This window comes from Allobosea sp. 117 (assembly GCF_000702305.1).
Lineage (GTDB): Bacteria > Pseudomonadota > Alphaproteobacteria > Rhizobiales > Xanthobacteraceae > Ancylobacter.
In genome coordinates this window covers 875,815-896,046 of record NZ_JNLC01000010.1, presented here as the reverse complement: position 1 = coordinate 896,046, position 20,232 = coordinate 875,815, and the positions used below count along the sequence as shown (strand labels likewise).

General features: G+C 68.4%; 16 protein-coding genes. 13 read left to right on the top strand and 3 right to left on the bottom strand.

The features are described from left to right. Nucleotides 1-4: 4 nt before the first annotated feature. From folD to U742_RS0106265, 3 genes are read left to right on the top strand one after another with little or no spacing between them, the layout of a single operon-like run. Nucleotides 5-877: a bifunctional methylenetetrahydrofolate dehydrogenase/methenyltetrahydrofolate cyclohydrolase FolD gene (gene folD, locus U742_RS0106275; protein WP_029351126.1), complete on the top strand. Its 873-nt coding sequence runs from the start codon at nt 5-7 to the stop codon at nt 875-877. A gap of 60 nt (nt 878-937) precedes the next feature. Further along, nucleotides 938-1,138, top strand: a complete 201-nt coding sequence (locus U742_RS0106270; RefSeq protein ID WP_029351125.1) for a hypothetical protein — start codon at nt 938-940, stop codon at nt 1,136-1,138. Next, on the top strand, nt 1,135-1,524 hold the full coding sequence (locus U742_RS0106265) for a Fic family protein (protein WP_029351123.1): 390 nt from the start codon (nt 1,135-1,137) through the stop codon (nt 1,522-1,524). Before U742_RS0106270 ends, U742_RS0106265 begins: the two co-directional genes overlap by 4 nt. A 65-nt stretch (nt 1,525-1,589) precedes the next feature. On the opposite strand, the gene U742_RS0106260 is transcribed toward U742_RS0106265, so the two are convergent. Both U742_RS0106260 and sthA read right to left on the bottom strand, forming a co-directional pair. Next, a complete protein-coding gene (locus U742_RS0106260; RefSeq protein WP_029351121.1) occupies nt 1,590-2,942 on the bottom strand; it encodes an MFS transporter in 1,353 nt (450 codons plus the stop codon). A 260-nt stretch (nt 2,943-3,202) separates the two neighbouring features. After that, a complete protein-coding gene (gene sthA, locus U742_RS0106255; protein WP_029351119.1) occupies nt 3,203-4,597 on the bottom strand; it encodes a Si-specific NAD(P)(+) transhydrogenase in 1,395 nt (464 codons plus the stop codon). 173 nt (nt 4,598-4,770) lie between these two features. Here sthA and U742_RS0106250 point away from each other — a divergent pair, with 173 nt between their 5' ends. From U742_RS0106250 to glnT, 5 genes are all read left to right on the top strand, one after another. Next, complete coding sequence (locus tag U742_RS0106250) at nt 4,771-5,445, top strand: helix-turn-helix domain-containing protein (protein WP_038360487.1); 675 nt, start codon at nt 4,771-4,773, stop codon at nt 5,443-5,445. A 166-nt stretch (nt 5,446-5,611) separates the two neighbouring features. Beyond that, a complete protein-coding gene (locus tag U742_RS0106245; protein ID WP_029351115.1) occupies nt 5,612-6,493 on the top strand; it encodes a class II glutamine amidotransferase in 882 nt (293 codons plus the stop codon). Nucleotides 6,494-6,501: 8 nt separating this feature from the next. Next, on the top strand, nt 6,502-7,221 hold the full coding sequence (locus U742_RS0106240; protein ID WP_248310273.1) for a GltB/FmdC/FwdC-like GXGXG domain-containing protein: 720 nt from the start codon (nt 6,502-6,504) through the stop codon (nt 7,219-7,221). 8 nt (nt 7,222-7,229) lie between these two features. Continuing rightward, a complete protein-coding gene (locus tag U742_RS0106235) occupies nt 7,230-8,567 on the top strand; it encodes an FMN-binding glutamate synthase family protein (RefSeq protein WP_029351112.1) in 1,338 nt (445 codons plus the stop codon). A gap of 89 nt (nt 8,568-8,656) precedes the next feature. Next, on the top strand, nt 8,657-9,958 hold the full coding sequence (glnT, locus tag U742_RS0106230; protein ID WP_029351110.1) for a type III glutamate--ammonia ligase: 1,302 nt from the start codon (nt 8,657-8,659) through the stop codon (nt 9,956-9,958). 137 nt (nt 9,959-10,095) lie between these two features. On the opposite strand, the gene U742_RS0106225 is transcribed toward glnT, so the two are convergent. Beyond that, nucleotides 10,096-11,565 (bottom strand): helix-turn-helix domain-containing protein, encoded by a 1,470-nt coding sequence (locus tag U742_RS0106225; RefSeq protein WP_029351108.1) that lies wholly within the window; start codon nt 11,563-11,565, stop codon nt 10,096-10,098. Nucleotides 11,566-11,858: 293 nt separating this feature from the next. Here U742_RS0106225 and U742_RS0106220 point away from each other — a divergent pair, with 293 nt between their 5' ends. The 5 genes from U742_RS0106220 (at nt 11,859) to scpA (ending at nt 20,227) form a co-directional block, all read left to right on the top strand. Next, on the top strand, nt 11,859-13,391 hold the full coding sequence (locus U742_RS0106220; protein ID WP_029351106.1) for an acyl-CoA carboxylase subunit beta: 1,533 nt from the start codon (nt 11,859-11,861) through the stop codon (nt 13,389-13,391). Between the two features lie 328 nt (nt 13,392-13,719). After that, nucleotides 13,720-15,735, top strand: a complete 2,016-nt coding sequence (locus U742_RS0106215; protein ID WP_029351104.1) for an acetyl-CoA carboxylase biotin carboxylase subunit — start codon at nt 13,720-13,722, stop codon at nt 15,733-15,735. Then, complete coding sequence (locus U742_RS0106210) at nt 15,735-17,597, top strand: methylmalonyl-CoA mutase family protein (RefSeq protein ID WP_029351102.1); 1,863 nt, start codon at nt 15,735-15,737, stop codon at nt 17,595-17,597. The genes U742_RS0106215 and U742_RS0106210 overlap by 1 nt, the downstream gene beginning before the upstream one ends. A gap of 43 nt (nt 17,598-17,640) precedes the next feature. After that, entirely contained in the window at nt 17,641-18,015 is a 375-nt protein-coding gene (locus U742_RS0106205) for a hypothetical protein (protein ID WP_029351100.1), read from the top strand. A gap of 34 nt (nt 18,016-18,049) precedes the next feature. Continuing rightward, a complete protein-coding gene (gene scpA, locus U742_RS0106200) occupies nt 18,050-20,227 on the top strand; it encodes a methylmalonyl-CoA mutase (RefSeq protein WP_029351098.1) in 2,178 nt (725 codons plus the stop codon). The last annotated feature ends 5 nt before the right edge of the window (nt 20,228-20,232 follow it).

Sequence of the window (20,232 nt, the reverse complement as noted above, 5' to 3'; positions counted from 1 at the left end):
CGTCATGGTCGAAACCAGGATCATCGACGGCAAGGGCTTCGCCGAGGCGCTGCGCAAGCGCGTGGCAAGCGAGGTCACGGCCTTCCATGCCGCGACCGGCGTTACTCCGGGCCTCGCCGTGGTGCTGGTCGGCGAGGATCCGGCCAGCTCGGTCTATGTGCGCAACAAGGGCAAGCAGACGGTCGAGGCCGGCATGGCCTCCATCGAGCACAAGCTGCCGGCCTCGACCACGCAGGCGGAGCTTTTGGCGCTGATCGCTACGCTCAATGGCGAGAAGGAAGTGCACGGCATCCTCGTGCAGCTTCCCTTACCCGGCCACATCGATGCGCAGAAGGTGCTCGCCACCATCGACCCGGCCAAGGACGTCGACGGCTTCCATGTAGTGAATGCCGGGCGCCTCGCGGTCGGGCTCGACGCGCTGGTGCCCTGCACGCCGCTCGGCTGCGTGATGCTGCTGAAGCACCATCTCGGTAGTCTCGCCGGTGCGAAGGCGGTGGTGGTCGGGCGCTCGAACATCGTCGGCAAGCCGATCGCCCAGCTCCTGCTGCGCGAGGACTGCACGGTGACCATCGCGCATTCGCGCACCCGCGACCTGCCGGCCGAATGCCGGCAGGCGGACATACTGATCGCGGCGGTCGGCCGGCCGGAGATGGTGCGCGGCGACTGGATCAAGCCCGGCGCGACGGTGATCGATGTCGGCATCAACCGCGTGCCGGGCACGGACGGCAGGTCGCGCCTCGTCGGCGACGTCGCCTTCGCGGAGGCGCAAGGGGTCGCCGGGCTGATCACCCCGGTGCCCGGCGGCGTCGGCCCGATGACCATCGCCTGCCTGCTGCAGAACACGCTGACCGCCGCGCGGCGACAAGTGGGGATGTAAACCGGCGGTGCGTTGAAGCCGGAGGCTGCGGGCGCTACCTTCCTGCCGAGAGGTGAAACCATGGCTCGGGCGTCGAAGACAGCGGGTGGGCAGGAGAGCGGTGCCGGCCCGCGCATCCGCGAGGTGGAGCGTACCAACGCCGCGTTGCGCGCCGGCGGTCTCGGCTATCAGGTCGGGCCGAACGGACCGTTCGATGCCGAGGCATTCGCCGATGCCGCGCTGAAGCGCTGGCCGCGCGTGATGGCGAAGCTCGGCGAGTGACAGAGCCTGTCTGGGTAGAACCCGCCTTCATCATGGAACTGAACGAACGGTTCGCCCTTCATTCCGGCGGGCCTTTCCTGCTGCGCGACCGTGGCGTGCTCGAATCCGCGGCCATGGCGCCGCGGGACCGCTGGCGCACTGAGCGGCTGGACGACCCCGGAATCCTGGGGCTCGCTTTGGCTATGGCGATCGCCCGCAACCATCCCTTCGCGCAAGGCAACGAACAGACCGCGTGGGCCGCCATGCTGGCCTTCTTCGCACTGAACGGCCTCGCGCTGGAGAACCAGGATCACCCGTACTATGCCGAGATATTCATCGACGTCATCGCCGGCGAGCAGCCGGTCGAGCACCTGATCGACCAGATGCGGCTCAGCGTCTTCGAGTAAAGCGGTGGCCGTCACCCCCGGACGGCCACGGGCCACCCGGGATGACGCCGGGGGGCAGCGGCCCCTCACGCCTCAATGTCGACGTGCTGGGTTTCCTTGCCGAGCAGCAGCGCGATCAGCGTCAGCCCGGCCATGGCCGAGAGATAGACGCCGACCCAGAATGGGCTGCCGCCGCCGACCCGCCACAGCTCGACCGCGATGAAGGGCGCCACCGCCGCGCCGAGGATCGAGGAGACGTTGTAGGAGATGCCCGAGCCGGTGTAGCGCACGCTGGCCGGGAACAGCTCCGGCAGCAGCGCGCCCATCGGGCCGAAGGTCATGCCCATCAGGCTGAAGCCGAGGATCAGCCACGCCATGACGCCGACCGGGCCGGCCGCCAGCATCGGCACCCAGCAGAGGCCGAAGGCGATGATGCCAAGCGTGATGACGATCAGCGTGCGCCGGCGCCCCCAGCGATCCGCCCACGGGCCGGAGAGCATGGTGAAGATGCCGAAGAAGACGACGCCGACGATCATCATCAGCACGAAGGTACGGTAGTCGTAGCCGAGACCCGGCACCGCAGCGGTCGGCGCGGCGCGGCCATAGCTCAGCGAGAAGGTGGTCATCAGGTAGAACAGAACATAGGTCGCGAGCATGTAGAAGGTGCCGAGGATCAGCTCCCTCCAGTGGTCGCGGAAGGCGGCCGCCAGCGGCACCCGCTTCACCTCGCCGCGCTTCACGGTCTTGGCGAAGGCGCTGCTCTCGACGAGGTTGAGGCGCACCCACAGGCCGACGATGACCATCACCGCCGAGAACAGGAACGGGATGCGCCAGCCCCAGTCGAGGAAGCCTTCGGAGGGGCGCGAGGGATCGCCGGACGGCATCATCGCGGCGATGATCAGGAACAGGCCGTTGGCGATGATGAAGCCGATCGGCGCGCCGAGCTGCGGGAAGGTGCCGTAAACGGCGCGCTTGCCGGGCGGGGCGTTCTCGGTGGCGACCAGCGCCGCGCCGCTCCATTCGCCGCCGAGCGCGAAGCCCTGAGCGAGACGCAACAGCGTCAGCAGCGCCGGGGCCAGCCAACCGGCCATCTCGTAGGTGGGCAGCAGGCCGATGGCGAAGGTGGCGATGCCCATGGTGAGCAGCGCGCCGACGAGGGTCGCCTTGCGGCCGCGCTTGTCGCCGAGATGGCCGAAGAAGATCGCCCCGAGCGGGCGCGCCACCATCGCCGCGCCGAACACGGCGAGCGAGGCGAGCAGCGCCACGGTGTCGTTGCCGGCCGGGAAGAACAGATGCGGGAACACCAGCACCGCTGCGGTGGCGTAGACGTAGAAGTCGTAGAACTCGATGGTGGTGCCCACGAGGCTGGCGAGGATGACGCGCGAGCGCGGATTGGCGACGGACGCGCCCGGGCCCGGCGCGGTGGCGGCGAAGGACATCGTAACAAAGGCTCCGTAGGCGGCGCGCGCCCATGCCGGGCCTCGCGCCAGACGAAAGCGGGGCGGAGCCTGACGGCCCGCACCCCGCGCGATCGGCGCCGTCATATACCGACCTTCCGGCGGAATGAACCGCGCTCAGCGCATGGCTGATAATTCTATGGCCAAAGTAGGAGCCGCGACGACAGAAGATTGCGCGGACTTGCCCGTCGTCCCGCTCAAGGCCGGGCACGACACGACATGTGGCTAGGAGGCAGCTGGCTTCACGCCCGCACCATGCGGTTCCAGGCGTCGAGGCCGGCGATCTTGTAGGCCTCGGCGAGCGTCGGATAGTTGAAGGTGTTCTCGATGAAATAGTCGATCGTGCCCTTGAGGTTCAGCACCGCCTGGCCGATGTGGATCAGCTCGGTGGCGCCCTCGCCGACGATGTGCACGCCGAGCAGGCGGCGCGTCTTCACCGAGAAGATCATCTTCATCATGCCGGTGTTGAGCCCCATGATGTGGCCGCGCGAGGTCTCGCGGAAGCGGGCGATGCCGCACTCGTAGGGAATCTCGCGCTTGCGCACCTCCTCCTCGGTCATGCCGACGGTGGAGATCTCCGGCACCGAATAGATGCCATAGGGGAAGAATTCCGGCGGCGGTGGCGGCTCGAGCCCGAAGGCGTGGCAGGCGGCGACCCGCCCCTGCTCCATCGAGGTGGAGGCGAGACTCGGAAAGCCGATGACGTCGCCGGCGGCATAGATGTGCGGCACGGCGGTCTGCAGCGTCTTGGGATCGACCGCGATGCGCCCGCGATGGTCGACCTTGAGCCCCGCCGCGTCGAGGTTCAGCCGGTCGGTGGCGCCGACACGGCCGGCGGCGAAGAGCAGCATGTCGGAGGCGACGGTGCGCCCGTCGGCGAGCTTGCAGGTCGGCCGCCCGTCATTGCCGAGATGGATGGAGGACACCGCCGAGCCGAGCCGCAGCGCGACGTTGCGGTCGCGCAGCTCGTGGGTGAACTCCTCGATCAGCTCCTTGTCGATGAAATCGAGGAAGCTCGGGCGCGGCTCGATCAGCGTCACCGCGACGTCGAGCGCCGAGAAGATGGTGGCGTATTCGACGCCGATGACGCCGGCGCCGATCACCGCGAGGCTGCGCGGCAGCTTGGGCAATTCGACGATCTCGTCGCTGTCGAAGACATTGGTGCCGTTGAACGGCACATAGTCCGGCCGGAACGGGCGCGTGCCGCAGGCGATGAGGACATGCGCGGCGGTGACGCTGGACAGCTCGCCGCCCTCGGCGAGGATCTCGATGGTGTGCGGCGAGACGAAGCGCGCCTCGCCGCGCGCGGTCCTCACCGCGTTGCGGCTGAACTGATGCTCCAGCACCTCGACCTCGTGATCGAGCGTCTTGTGCAGCCGGGCCATCAGGTCGGCGGCGCCGATGTCCTGCTTCACCCGGTAGGAGCGGCCATAGAAGCCGCGCTCGCGCCAGCCGGAGAGGTTCAGCACGGTCTCGCGCAGCGTCTTGGAGGGAATGGTGCCGGTGTGCACCGAGACGCCGCCGACGCGACGGCCCTTCTCGACCACCAGCACCGACTTGCCGATCTTGGCGGACTGCACTGCGGCGCGGCGACCTGAGGGGCCGCTGCCGATAACGATCATGTCGTAGTCATACATGGGGGTGTTCACGCCGTCTGTGCGAAGGGTCCGGCGCGGTGCGCCATCACGGTTCGATGCACGATGAATGCCAAAGCCGCGTGACATGACAGCGTGACAACGCGTCCCGCCGACGCCATATCGGCACGAGCGATTGAGCCCTAGACTGCGGCGGGGAACAGGGAGACGGGCGGGTGGCGGAACGCGACGGGAGCGAGAAGGGGTCGGGCGGGGCGGAGACGGCCGCCACGGCGGAGGAGCTGAGCACCGGGTCCGGCGCGCCCTCGCTGCCGGAGCGCACGCTGGAGCAGGCCCTCGGCCAGCAGGTGCGCGCCATCCGCCGCGAGCTGGACCTGACCGTATCCGACCTCGCGAGCGCCGCCGGTATCTCGGTCGGCATGCTGTCGAAGATCGAGAACGGGCTGATATCGCCCTCGCTCGGCACGCTGCAGGCGATCGGCACCGCGCTCAACGTGCCGCTCTCCAACCTGTTCGCCGGTTTCGAGGAGAAGCGCGACTGCTCCTATGTGCCGGCCGGACAGGGCGTGCACATCGAGCGGCGCGGCACCAAGGTCGGCCACCAATACGAGCTGCTCGGCCATGCCATCGGCGGCGAGGTGGCGGTGGAGCCCTATCTCATCACGCTGAGCGAGGAGGCGGTGCCCTATACCGGCTTCCGCCACGCCGGGGTCGAGTTCATCCACATGCTCACCGGCGAGGTGGTCTATCGCCACGGCGACAGCACCTATCGCCTGAAGCCCGGCGACTCGCTGCTGTTCGACAGCGCCGCCCCTCACGGGCCGGCGGAGCTGGTGGTGCGGCCGATGACCTATCTGTCGATCATCATGTATCCGCGCGATCCGCGCTGAGCGCGAAGGCGCGTCCCGGGTTGCTCATCCCGGGATGTCGAATCCGACGACTGCGATATTTTCTCCTCAAGAAAAATATATTCTCCTGATTGACGCCCATCCGGGACGGTCGTAAGAGGAACGCACGCCTTCGACGGCACCCTCTCACGGAAGGAGACACGGCCCCATGTGCGGCATCGTCGGCCTGTTCCTCAAGGACCCGAAGCTGGAGCCGGAACTGGGCGGTCTCCTCTCGGTCATGCTCGGCGTGATGTGCGACCGTGGCCCGGATTCGGCGGGCTTCGCGGTCTATGGCGAGGGCACGCCCGGCCTGGTGAAGCTCACCCTGCGCGGCCCTGCCGGCACCGATTTCGCCGTGCTCGGCGCAAAGCTCGGCCATCCCGTCGTCCCGCGCGACACCCATGCGGTGCTCGCGGTGCCGGCGGCGGAGGAAGCCGCGGTGCGCGCCAGGCTCGCGGCGATCGCCCCCGAGATCGCCGTGGTCGGTGCCGGCACCCGCATGGAGCTCTACAAGGAGGTCGGCCTGCCGGTCGACGTCGCCCGCCGCTTCAAGCTGGAGACCATGCGCGGCACCCACGCCATCGGCCACACCCGCATGGCGACCGAGAGCGCGGTGACCACCGCTGGCGCGCATCCCTTCTCGACCGGCCTCGACCAGTGCCTGGTGCACAACGGCTCGCTCTCCAACCATGCCGGCGTGCGCCGCGAGCTGGAGCGCGAGGGGCTGCAGCTCAAGACCGACAACGACAGCGAGGTGGCGGCCGCCTATCTCACCCATCGCATGCGCGAGGGCGAGAGCCTCGGCGCGGCGCTCGACCATTCGCTGAAGGACCTTGACGGCTTCTACACCTTCGTCGTCGGCACCGAGAGCGGCTTCGGCGTGCTGCGCGATCCGATCGCCTGCAAGCCGGCCGTGATGGCCGAGACCGACCGCTACGTCGCCTTCGGTTCGGAATACCGCGCCCTCGTCGACCTGCCCGGCATCGACGCCGCGCGGGTGTGGGAGCCGGAGCCGGCGAAGGTCTATTTCTGGGATCGCGCAGCATGAGCCTTCAGATGAGAAGCACCGCCTCGGCCGACGCCGGCGCGCGCGTGTTCGACCTTTCCGCCGCGCCGGTGCGCGAACTGAACGCAGCGCTGCACGCGCTCCCCCCGGACACCAACGCCACGCTGTGGCGGGTCATCAACCCGCGCGGCCTGCACGCCATCGCCGCCGGCGTCGACGCTCCGGTGACGATCGAGGTGGAGGGCAATGTCGGCTACTACTGCGGCGGCATGAACAAGCAGGCCAGCGTGATCGTCGAGGGCAATGCCGGCGTCGGCGTCGCCGAGAACATGATGAGCGGCCTTGTCCATGTGAAGGGCGACGCCAGCCAGGCGGCCGGCGCCACCGGCTGCGGCGGCCTCCTGGTCATCGACGGCAACGCCTCGGCCCGCTGCGGCATCTCGATGAAGGGCATCGACATCGTGGTGAAGGGCTCGGTCGGCCATATGAGCGCCTTCATGGCGCAGGCCGGCGCCCTCGTCGTGCTGGGCGATGCCGGCGATGCGCTCGGTGACAGCCTCTACGAGGCTAAGCTGTTCGTGCGCGGTTCGGTGGCGAGCCTCGGGGCCGACTGCATCGAGAAGGAGATGCGCGAGGAGCACAAGGCGCTGCTGGCCGAGAAGCTCACGGCCGTCGGCATCCTCGGCGAGGTCGATATCGGCGAATTCCGCCGCTACGGCTCGGCCCGCACGCTCTACCATTTCCACGTCGACAACGTGTCCAGCTACTGAGGCGTGCGATGAACGACCTGACCAACACGCCGCGCACCCTGCCCCGCGTCTCGGCGACCTTCGACGAATATACGCTCTCGGAGATCCGCCGCGCGGCGGCGACCGGCATCTACGACATCCGCGGGGCCGGCGCGAAGCGCAAGGTGCCGCATTTCGACGACCTGCTCTTCCTCGGCGCCTCGATCTCCCGCTACCCGCTCGAAGGCTATCGCGAGAAGTGCTCGACCGAGATCGTGCTCGGCACCCGCTTCGCCAAGAAGCCGATCGAGCTGAAGATCCCGATCACCATCGCCGGCATGAGCTTCGGCTCGCTCTCGGCCAACGCCAAGGAAGCGCTCGGACGCGGCGCCTCGGCGATGGGCACCTCCACCACCACCGGCGACGGCGGCATGACGCAGGAGGAGCGCGGGCATTCCAAGACGCTCGTCTATCAGTACCTGCCCTCGCGCTACGGCATGAACCCGGACGACCTGCGCAAGGCCGACGCCATCGAGGTGGTTGTCGGCCAGGGCGCCAAGCCGGGCGGTGGCGGCATGCTGCTCGGCCAGAAGATCACCGAGCGCGTCGCCAGGATGCGCACCCTGCCCGCCGGCATCGACCAGCGCTCCGCCTGCCGCCACCCGGACTGGACCGGGCCGGACGACCTCGAGATCAAGATCGAGGAGCTGCGCGAGATCACCGACTGGGAGAAGCCGATCTATGTGAAGGTCGGCGCCGCGCGCCCCTATTACGACACCGCGCTGGCGGTGAAGTCGGGCGCCGACGTGGTGGTCGTCGACGGCATGCAGGGCGGCACCGCGGCGACGCAGGAAGTGTTCATCGAGAATGTCGGCATCCCGACTCTGGCGGCGGTGCGGCAGGCGGTCAAAGCGCTGCAGGATCTCGGCATGCACCGCAAGGTGCAGCTCATCGTCTCCGGCGGCATCCGCAACGGCGCCGATGTGGCGAAGGCGCTGGCGCTCGGCGCCGATGCGGTCGCCATCGGCACGGCCGCGCTGGTGGCGCTCGGCGACAACGACCCGCACTGGCAGGGCGAATACGAGAAGCTCGGCACCACCGCCGGCGCCTATGACGACTGGCACGAGGGGCGCGATCCGGCCGGCATCACCACGCAGGACCCGGCGCTGATGGCGCGGCTCGACCCGGTCGCGGCCGGCCGCCGCCTCGCCAACTACCTCGCGGTGCTGACGCTGGAGACGCAGACCATCGCCCGCGCCTGTGGCAAGAGCCATGTCCACAACCTTGAGCCCGAGGACCTCGTGGCCCTCACCATCGAGGCGGCGGCGATGGCCAACGTGCCGCTCGCCGGCACCGACTGGATCCCGGGCCGCAACGGGAATTTCTGAACCAGATGCCGCGCCTCGGCGCGGCATTTGCACATCTTGAGACCAACGAGCCCGAACGGGCCGGGGGAACAGCACGGAACCGGATGCATATGGCAAACGATCTCGCTCATGCCGCCAAAGAGCTCGGCATCAAGTATTTCCTCATCTCCTATGTCGACCTGTTCGGCGCGCTGCGCGCAAAGCTGGTGCCGGCGCCGGCGATCGGCGAGATGCAGAAGGCGGGAGCGGGCTTTGCCGGCTTCGCCACCTGGCTCGACATGACCCCCGCCGATCCGGACCTGTTCGCGGTGCCGGACCCGGAAAGCCTCATCCAGCTTCCCTGGAAGCCGGAGATCGGCTGGCTCGCCTCGGACCTGGTGATGAACGACGAACTGGTCGCGCAGGCCCCGCGCAACGTGCTGAAGAACATCATGCTCGGCGCCGATTCGATCGGCTACCAGATGAAGACCGGCGTCGAGTGCGAGTATTTCCTCACCACGCCGGATGGCTCGAAGATCTCCGACCCGGCCGACAACGCGATCAAGCCCTGCTACGACCAGTCCGCCTTGATGCGCCGCTACGACGTCATCAAGGAAATCTGCGATTCCATGCTGACGCTCGGCTGGGCCGGCTACCAGAACGACCATGAGGACGCCAACGGCCAGTTCGAGATGAACTGGAACTATGACGACGCCCTCATCACCGCGGACCGGCACGTCTTCTTCAAATACATGGTCCGCTCGATCGCCGAGAAGCACGGCCTTCGCGCGACCTTCATGCCCAAGCCCTTCATCGACCTGACCGGCTCGGGCTGCCACGTGCACACCTCGCTGTGGCAGGGCAAGACCAACGTCTTCGCCGACCCCAAGGGCGAACTCGGCGTCTCGGCGCTGGGCTACAACTTCATCGGCGGCCTGATCCACTCGGCCGACGCCGTCTGCGCCATCACCAACCCGACGGTGAACTCCTACAAGCGCATCAACGCGCCGCGCACCATCTCGGGCGCCACCTGGGCGCCGAACACGGTGACCTATACCGGCAACAACCGTACCCACATGATCCGCATCCCGGATGCCGGGCGCTTCGAGTTCCGCCTCGCCGACGGCGCGGCGAACCCGTATCTGCTGCCGGCGGCGGTGCTGGCGGCCGGCCTCGACGGCGTGCAGAACCAGCGCGACCCGGGCAAGCGGCTCGACATCAACATGTACACCGACGGGCACAAGGTGCGCGGCGCCAAGAAGCTGCCGCTGAACCTGCTCGACGCGCTGCGCGCGCTCGACAAGTCCTCGATCCTGCGCAGCGCGCTGGGCAACCCCTTCGTGGACGGCTTCCTCAAGCTCAAGCACGAGGAATGGAATGCCTATTCGCGCCACCTCACCCAGTGGGAGCGCGACAATACGCTGGATATCTGAGGGCGTTTCGCCCACCCCCAGATGTCATCCCGGAACGGCCGTCAGGCCGTATCCGGGATCGGGGAAACATATGGCACGCGATCCCGGTTCTCCGCCTTCGGCTGCGGGCGGGATGACGATCAACCGGAACCGCCTCGTCACTCCCGCACGGTGAAGGGTACGACGCCGCGCCGGTCGGGGTCGAGCACGATGTCGCGGTCGAGCGGCGGGAAGGCCCGCTCGGGGCAGGCGGTGCGCGGGCAGATGCGGCAATTGACGCCGAGCCGCGCGACGTTCGCCGCCTTCAGGTCCAGCCCGTCCGCATAGACGAGCTCGCCGGCATAGGAGATCTCGCAGCCTATGCCGAGCGCGAAGCGCCGCTCGCGCTGGCCGAAGCCCTGCGGCGGCGTCACCGCGCCGCGCGCGAGACACAGATAGCGCACGCCGTCCGGCATCTCACCGACCTGCACCAGCATGCGCAGCGGCTGCTCAAAGGCCTCGTGCACGTTCCACACCGGGCAGGCGCCGCCATAGCGGGCGAACTGGAAGCGCGTCGCGCTATGGCGCTTGATGACGTTGCCGGCGCGGTCGACTTTCAGGAAATAGAACGGCACGCCCTTCTCGCCGGGCCGCTGCAACGTCGAGAGGCGGTGGCAGACCTGTTCCAGGCTGGCGCCGGCCAGCGTCGCCAGGAGGTCGAGATCGTGCCGCCGTTCGCGGGCGAGGCGGGCGAAGCGGCGATAGGGCAGCATCAGCGCCCCGGCATAGTAATTCTGCAAGGCGAGGCGGCACACCTCGCCGGCGGCGGCACTGCGGAATCCGGCGTCGCGCACATGCTGGCCGACCATCTCCGCCTGCTCGAAGCGGGCGAGCAGCGTGCCGAGGCGGAAGAGCTGGGCCGCCGGATCGAGCGCGGGGGAGAGCGTCACGGTGCGCCGGCGCGCGTCGTAATGGAGCAGCGGCTCGGCTGACTCGGCTGTCCCGCCCTGCCCCGCGCCCTCCGGCGCGAGGGTGTTCGGGGCGATGTCGACGGCGATGTCGTGCTGTTCCTTGAGGTAGCGCGCCAGCACCCGCGCCCCGTCCGACCGGCCGAACAGGTCGAGCGCGGCGCTGCGCGCCTCGGCGGCGCGGTCGAGGCCGTCTACGTAATTGTCGATGTAGTGGAAATGATCGCGTACCTCCTCATAGGGCGCGAGGTTGCGCGCCTCGCCGTCCACTTCCCTGGCGACGGAGGTTACGGCGTCGTCCAACGCCACGCTGCGCTCCATCAGCCGGCGCATCGCCCCGTGCAGGCGCAGGAAGGCATGGGCGAAGCTCGGCGCATGGGTGGTGGCGTTCTTCAGGTCCTGCAGGCTCGGCTCGAGGCCGCGGAACACCGGATCGGCCAGCGCCTCGCGCAGGTCGGCGACGATGCGGTCGAGGTCGTCGGCGCCGAAGCGGGTGATGTCGAGGTCGAAGGTGCGGCCGATGGCGAGCAGCACGGCGGCGGTGACCGGGCGCTGGTTGCTCTCGATCTGGTTGATGTAGCTCGGCGAGAGCGACAGGCGCCGGGCGAAATCGATCTGCGTGAGGCCGAGACGCTCGCGGACATTGCGCACGGCGTGGCCGGCATAGATTTTCTTGGACATACTGCCTCTCCGGCCAATCCCATTCCGCCTCGTCATCCTGAGGCGCGAGCGAAGCGAGCCTCGAAGGATGCTGAAACAATGCGCGCTGCTGCGAACATCCTTCGAGGCCCGGCCAGCGCCGGGCACCTCAGGATGACGGCGGGCTGCGTGGACGACCGAAAGACTCTTGCGCTTCGAAGTTGTGAATTTTTTACAATTTCACGATCCGCATTTTCACAGCTTATCTTTTCTCGGGCAAGCTCCTAGAAGCAGTGCAACATGGCGGTGACAGCCAGCTCTCGGGACGGCGACAGATGAAGCACATACTCGACGAACTCGAACAGCGCCGGGCCGATGCCCGGCTCGGCGGCGGCGAGCGCCGCATCGAGGCCCAGCACAGGCGCGGCAAGCTCACCGCCCGCGAGCGCATCGAGCTCCTGCTCGACACCGGCTCCTTCGAGGAGTTCGACACCTTCGTGCAGCACCGCTGCACCGACTTCGGCATGGAGAAGACCAAGATCCCCGGCGACGGCGTGATCACCGGCTGGGGCACGGTGAACGGACGCAAGGTGTTCGTCTTCGCCAAGGACTTCACCGTGTTCGGCGGCTCGCTCTCCGAGGCGCATGCCGAGAAGATCGTGAAGATCCAGGACCTCGCCATCCGCACCCGGGCGCCGATCATCGGCCTGTTCGATGCCGGCGGCGCGCGTATCCAGGAGGGCGTCGCCGCGCTCGGCGGCTATGGCGAGGTGTTCCGGCGCAACGTCGCGGCGTCCGGCGTCATCCCGCAGATCTCGCTGATCATGGGGCCGTGCGCGGGCGGCGACGTCTATTCGCCGGCGATGACCGACTTCATCTTCATGGTGCGCGACACCTCCTACATGTTCGTCACCGGCCCGGACGTGGTGAAGACGGTGACCAACGAGACCGTCACCTCGGAGGAGCTCGGCGGCGCGCGGGTGCACACCACCAAGTCCTCGGTCGCCGACGGCGCCTTCGACAACGATGTCGAGGCGCTCCTGCAGATGCGCCGGCTGATCGACTTCCTGCCCGCCAACAACATCTCCGGCGTGCCGGAATGGCCGTCCTTCGACGACGGCGAGCGGCTCGACGCCTCGCTCGACACCCTGGTGCCGGACAATCCGAACAAGCCCTACGACATGAAGGAGCTGATCCTGAAGATCGTCGACGAGGGCGACTTCTTCGAGATCCAGCAGGGCTTCGCCGGGAACATCATCACCGGCTTCGCCCGCGTCGAGGGGCGCACGGTCGGCATCGTCGCCAACCAGCCGATGGTGCTGGCCGGCGTGCTGGACAGCGACGCCTCGCGCAAGGCGGCGCGCTTCGTGCGGTTCTGCGACGCCTTCGAGATCCCGATCCTCACCCTCGTCGACGTGCCCGGCTTCCTGCCCGGTACCGCGCAGGAATATGGCGGCCTGATCAAGCACGGCGCCAAGCTGCTGTTCGCCTATTCGCAGGCCACTGTGCCCCTCGTCACCGTCATCACCCGCAAGGCCTTCGGCGGCGCCTATGACGTGATGGCCTCCAAGCATGTCGGCGGCGACGTGAACTATGCCTGGCCGACCGCGCAGATCGCGGTGATGGGCGCCAAGGGGGCGGTGGAGATCATCTTCCGCGCCGACATCGACGATCCGGAAAAAATCGCGGCGAAGACCAAGGAATACGAGGCGCGCTTCCTCTCGCCCTTCGTGGCGGCCGAGCGCGGCTATATCGACGAGGTCATCACGCCGCGCTCGACCCGCAAGCGCATCGCCCGCGCCTTCGCCATGCTGCGCTCGAAGAAGATCGAGGCGCCGCTCAAGAAGCACGACAATCTGCCGCTGTAAGTGAGCAACTGCGATGCGCTGGATAGACGAAATCGTTCAAGCAATGCACGCACTCGGTGGCGCCGCGCGATATCCTGATCTTTATGAATTCTTCGAGAGGACAACCGATAGAGACCTACCCCCCAGTTGGCAAGCAATTATCAGACGAAACATCGAAGAGCACTCATCAAATTCCGACGTCTTTAAATATGATGATCTATTCGTACACCTTGGGTACGGATTCTGGGGACTCCGATCACATAGGGTTAGCGACGACTTCATTAAAGAACGTGTCCAAAAGAGCCCGGCGCAGATTGTTGACGCGGCCCTGAACCCAAGGCCAACAAAGATGTTCTCCAAGATCCTCATCGCGAACCGTGGCGAGATCGCCTGCCGGGTCATCAAGACCGCCCGGAAGATGGGCATCAAGACCGTCGCCGTGTTCTCCGACGCCGACAAGGACGCGCTGCACGTCGCCATGGCGGACGAGGCGGTGCATATCGGCCCGCCGGCCGCCGCACAGTCCTACCTGCTGATCGACAAGATTATCGCCGCCTGCAAGCAAACCGGCGCCGAGGCGGTGCATCCCGGCTACGGCTTCCTCTCCGAGCGCGCCGCCTTCCCCGCCGCGCTCGCCGCCGAGGGCATCGTCTTCATCGGCCCCAATCCGGGGGCCATCGAGGCGATGGGCGACAAGATCGAATCCAAGAAGGCGGCGGCGGCCGCCAAGGTCTCGACCGTGCCCGGCTTCCTCGGCGTCATCGAGAATGCCGAGCACGCAGCAAAGATCGCCGACGAGATCGGCTATCCGGTGATGATCAAGGCCTCGGCCGGCGGCGGTGGCAAGGGCATGCGCGTCGCCAATTCGCGCGAGGAGGTGAAGGAAGGCTTCGAGCGCGCAACTTCAGAGGCCAGGTCCTCCTTCGGCGACGATCGCGTCTTCGTCGAGAAGTTCATCGTCCAGCCGCGCCACATCGAGATTCAGGTGCTCGGCGACAAGCACGGCAACGTCATCTATCTCGGCGAGCGCGAATGCTCGATCCAGCGTCGCAACCAGAAGGTCATCGAGGAGGCGCCCTCGCCGCTTCTCGACGAGGCCACCCGCCGGAAGATGGGCGAGCAGGCCGTCGCGTTGGCCAAGGCGGTGAACTACGACAGCGCCGGCACGGTGGAATTCGTCGCCGGGCAGGACAAGTCCTTCTACTTCCTCGAGATGAACACGCGCCTGCAGGTCGAGCACCCGGTGACCGAGCTCGTCACCGGCATCGACCTCGTCGAGCAGATGATCCGCGTCGCGGCGGGCGAGACGCTCGCCATCCGCCAGGTCGACGTCAAGCTGAACGGCTGGGCGGTGGAGAGCCGCATCTATGCCGAGGACCCCTATCGCAACTTCCTGCCCTCAATCGGCCGGCTGTCGCGCTACCGCCCGCCGGCGGAAGGCGAGCAGGACGGCGTCACCGTGCGCAACGACACCGGCGTGTTCGAGGGCGGGGAAATCTCGCTCTATTACGACCCGATGATCGCCAAGCTGGTGACGCATGCGCCTACGCGGCTTCAGGCGATCGATGCGCAGGTGGACGCGCTCGACGCCTTCGCGCTCGACGGCATCCAGCACAACATCCCCTTCCTCTCGGCGCTGATGGGCCATGAGCGCTGGCGCTCGGGTAAGCTCTCCACAGGCTTCATCGCCGAGGAATATCCGGACGGCTTCCACGGCGCGCCGCTGGAGCCCGCCATAGCCCGCAAGCTCGCGGCGGTGGCGGCGGTGATCGACAATGTCGGCAATGCCCGCAAGCGCAAGATCAGCCAGCAGCTCGCCGGACGGCCGGTGGTGTTCGAGCATCGGCGCGTCGTGCGCATCGGCGCCGCGACGCTGACCTGCGAGGTGGACCGGGCGGCCGGCGGCTACATCGTCACGTTCCTGGACGAGACCGGTGCCCCACTCGGCACGCATGAGCTGCGTTCCGGCTGGCACCCCGGCGAGCCGGTGTGGCAGGGCGCCTATGACGACGAGCTGATCCATGTGCAGGTGCGCCCGCGTCCCAACGGGGTGACGCTCGGCCATCGCGGCGTCTCCGTCGGGGCGGTCGTCTACACCGAGCGCGAGGCGGTGCTCGCCGCGCTGATGCCGGAGAAGCAGGCGTCGGGCAGCGGCAAGCATCTGGTCTGCCCGATGCCGGGCCTCGTGGTCTCGATCGCCGTCTCCGAGGGGCAGGAGGTGAAGGCCGGCGAGACGCTCGCCGTGGTCGAGGCGATGAAGATGGAGAATGTGCTGCGCGCCGAGCGCGACGCGACGGTGAAGAAGGTGCTGGCCAAGCCCGGCGACAGCCTCGCGGTGGACGCCGTGATCCTGGAATTCGCCTGATGAGCATCGATCTCGCCGCCTTCCCCCGCGCGAGCCGCGAGGACTGGCTGAAGCTGGTCGAGGGCGTGCTGAAGGGCGCGCCCTACGACAAGCGCATGGTGGCGCGGACGCTCGACGGCCTCATCTTCGACGCGCTGCCCGCCCGCCGGCCGGAGGCGCAGCCGGTGGCAGGGCGCACAGCGGGCGCGCCGTGGCGGGTGATCCAGCGCATCGAACACAACGATCCGGCCGCCGCCAATGCGCAGCTCCTGCAGGACCTCGATGGCGGTGCCGACGGCGCGGCACTGGTCTTCGCCTCGGCCGCCTCGGCGCGCGGATTCGGCCTGCCGAACCGGTTCGAGGAACTGGTTGCGGTGCTCGACGGGGTGATGCCGGAGCTGGTGATGCTGCGCATCGAGGCCGGCGCCTATCAGGCCCGCGACATCGCGCTGGCGATCGCCCGGCTCTATGAGAAGTTCGATCCGGCAAGCCTCGACATCCGCTTCGGCCTCGACCCGATCGGCGATTTCGCGGCTTCCGGCGCTGCCCCGATCGAATGGGACGCGTTGTCCGCCCGCCTCGGCCAGACCGCGACGACGCTGCGTTCGCGCGGCTTCACCGCGCCGCTCGCCCGCGCCGACGGGCGCATCCATCACGCGGCCGGCGCGACGGATGCGCAGGAGCTCGCGGCGGTGCTGGCCACCATGGTAGCCTATCTGCGGGCGCTGGAGGCGGCCGGCCTCTCCATCGAGGAGGCCGCCGGCAGCATCGAGGCGACGCTCGCCGCCGATGTCGACCAGTTCGCCACCACCGCGAAGGCACGCGCCATCCGGCTGCTCTGGTCCGAGGCGCTGCGCCATTGCGGGCTCGCGGGCCCTGCGCCGCTGAAGCTGCACATGGAGACCGCCTGGCGCGCGCTGACGCGCCACGATCCGCATGTGAACCTGCTGCGCGGCACCATCGCCGCCTTCGCCGCCGGGGTGGGCGGCGCCGACAGCGTGACGGTGCTGCCCTTCACACAGGCGCTCGGCCTGCCGGACAGCTTCGCGCGGCGGCTCGCACGCAACACACAAGTCATCCTGATCGAGGAATCCAACGTCCACCGCGTCGCCGATCCGGCGGCGGGTGCCGGCGCCATCGAGGAGCGCACCGAGAAGCTCGCCGAAGCGGCCTGGGAGCTGTTCCGCGAGATCGAGCGCACGGGCGGTATGGTCGAGGCACTGCTCGCCGGCGCATGGCAGGCGAGGATCGCGAGCGCCCGCGAGGCCCGCGCCCGCGACGTCGCCACCCGGCGCCTGCCGATCACCGGCACCTCCGACTATCCGCTGCTGGCCGAGACGCCGGTGGCCGTACTGGCCCCCGCGCCGGCCCCTGCCCCCGTCGTGCCGGCGGAAGGCGCCATCGCCTGCGAGCCGCTGGAGCCGCAGCGCCTCGCCGAGCCCTTCGAACGGCTGCGCGATGCGGCCATACGAGCCGGCGGGGCACGCGTCTTCCTCGCCAATCTCGGCACGGCGGCGGACTTCACGGCACGCGCCGGCTTCGCCACCTCGCTGTTCGAGGCCGGCGGCATCGCCGCGCCGACCAATGACGGCTACGGCGATGCCGGCGCGCTCGACACCGGCTTCCACGCCTCCGGCGCGCGCATTGCGTGCCTGTGCGCGTCGGATGCACTCTATGCGGAAGTCGGCGCGACGGCCGCGCGGGTGCTGAAGGCCGCCGGCGCCACGGCGGTCTATCTCGCCGGACGGCCGGAGAACGAGACGGAGCTGCGCGCGGCGGGCGTCGACGGCCTTGTCTTCGCCGGCTGCGATGCCTTGCAGGTGCTTGAAGAGGTTCATTCCGTCCTGGGCATTCGCGCCGCGGGCCGGAACAGGACCGGGTAAGTTGATCGGTCTCCGTAACCCTTACGTGGAACGAGAGGGAGACATGACGGCTTTGCTACACAGGGCGGCCCTTGCCGCCATCGCTGCCGCGACTGTCGCCGGCGCCGCGACGCTTCCCGCCGCAGCGGCCTCGACGCATGACGGCACGTGGTCGGTCAAGACCTCGGCCGAGACGGGCCAGTGCGCGACGAACTACGAGCTGAAGCTGGCGGTGAAGAACGGCAAGGTCTCCTATGCCGGCATGTGGCCGGTGAAGGCCAAGGGCGGCGTCAACGCCGTCGGGTTGATCAATATGGACATCTCGCATGGCAGCCGGCGCGTCACCGCCACCGGCCTCGTGCGGGGCGATAGCGCCTCGGGCGACTGGACCTCGCCCCAACCGGCCTGCTCGGGCTCGTGGGTGGCGCGGCGGGCCTGAACGGGGTCCGCGCGACGTGAATGGAGACGAAGCGATGAGCCGCATTCCCGATTTCGCATCCCTCGCCTTCGCACCGGCGACCCCGGCGCCGGCCGTCGCGGGAGATGGGGCTGCAGGACATGCGGCCGCCGACTGGCTCACGCCCGAGGGGTTGCGGGTGAAGCCAGTCTATGGTGCGGAGGACATCGCCGGCCTCAGCATCGTCGACAGCTATCCCGGTATCGCGCCGTTCCTGCGCGGGCCGTATCCGACCATGTACGTCACCCAGCCCTGGACCATCCGGCAATATGCCGGCTTCTCCACGGCGGAGGATTCCAACGCCTTCTACCGGCGCAACCTCGCCGCCGGGCAGAAGGGGCTCTCGGTCGCCTTCGACCTCGCCACCCATCGCGGCTACGACAGCGACCATCCGCGCGTCGCCGGCGACGTCGGCATGGCGGGCGTGGCGATCGACTCGATCTACGACATGCGCACCCTGTTCTCGGGCATTCCGCTCGACCAGATGAGCGTGTCGATGACCATGAACGGCGCGGTGCTGCCGATCCTCGCTTTGTTCGTGGTGGCGGCCGAGGAGCAGGGCGTCTCGCCGCGCCAGCTTTCGGGGACCATCCAGAACGACATCCTCAAGGAGTTCATGGTCCGCAACACCTACATCTACCCGCCCCGCCCCTCGATGCGGATCATCTCCGACATCTTCGCCTTCACCTCCAAGGAGATGCCGAAGTTCAACTCGATCTCGATCTCCGGCTATCACATGCAGGAGGCGGGGGCGACGCAGGACCTGGAGCTCGCCTATACGCTCGCCGACGGCGTCGAATATGTGCGCGCCGGCATGCAGGCCGGGCTCGACATCGACGCGTTTGCGCCGCGTCTGTCCTTCTTCTGGGCGATCGGCATGAACTTCTTCATGGAGGTCGCAAAGCTACGCGCCGCCCGCCTGATCTGGGCGAAGCTGATGGCCGATCTCGGCGCGAAGAACCCGAAGTCGCTGCCGCTGCGCACCCATTCGCAGACCTCCGGCTGGAGCCTCACCGCGCAGGACGTGTTCAACAACGTGATCCGCACCGCGATCGAGGCGATGGCGGCGACGCAAGGCCACACCCAGTCGCTGCATACCAACGCTCTCGACGAGGCGCTGGCGCTGCCGACCGACTTCTCCGCCCGCATCGCCCGCAACACGCAGATCGTGCTGCAGCAGGAGAGCGGCACCACCCGGGCGATCGACCCGTGGGGCGGCTCCTTCTATGTCGAGAAGCTCACCGCCGACCTCGCGGCCCGCGCGCTCACGCATATCGCCGAGGTCGAGAAGCTCGGCGGCATGGCCAAGGCGATCGAGGCGGGCATTCCGAAGCTCAGGATCGAGGAGGCGGCCGCCACCGCGCAGGCGCGGATCGATGCGGGTGCGCAGACGGTGGTCGGCGTCAACAAGTTCAAGCCCGAGCGCGAAATGCCGATCGACGTGCTCAAGGTCGACAATTCCGCCGTCCGCGCGGCGCAGATCGACAAGCTCACGCGCCTGAAGGCGGAGCGCGACCCCGCGCGCGTCGAGGCGGCGCTCGACGCGCTCGAGAAGGGCGCGGCGGGGAACGGCAATCTCCTGGCGCTCGCCATCGACGCGGCGCGTGCCAAGGCGACGGTCGGCGAGATATCCTCGGCGCTGGAGCGCGTGTTCGGCCGGCACAAGGCGGAGATCCGGGCGATCTCCGGCGTCTACAGGCGGGAGGCGGGAGCCATGACCGACAAGCTCGGCCGCGTGCGCGCGGCGATCGAGGCCTTCGAGGCCGAGGAAGGCCGGCGCCCGCGCATCCTCGTCGCCAAGGTCGGGCAGGACGGTCATGACCGCGGCCAGAAGGTGATCGCCTCGGCCTTCGCCGACCTCGGCTTCGACGTCGACATCGGCCCGCTCTTCGCCACCCCCGAGGAGGCGGCGCGGCAGGCGGTGGAGAACGACGTGCACGTGATCGGGATCTCCTCGCTCGCCGCCGGCCATCTCACTCTGGTGCCGCAGGTGCGCGCCGCGCTCGCCGCGCAGGGCCGGCCGGACATCATGATCGTGGTCGGCGGGGTGGTGCCGCCGCAGGATTACGAGGCGGTGCGGGCTGCCGGCGCCGAGGCGATCTATCCGCCCGGCACGGTGATCGCCGACGCCGCCGAGGAACTGATCGCCAAGATCGGCAAGCGCCTTGGCCACGGCCGCGCGGCGGCGGAATAGCCGCG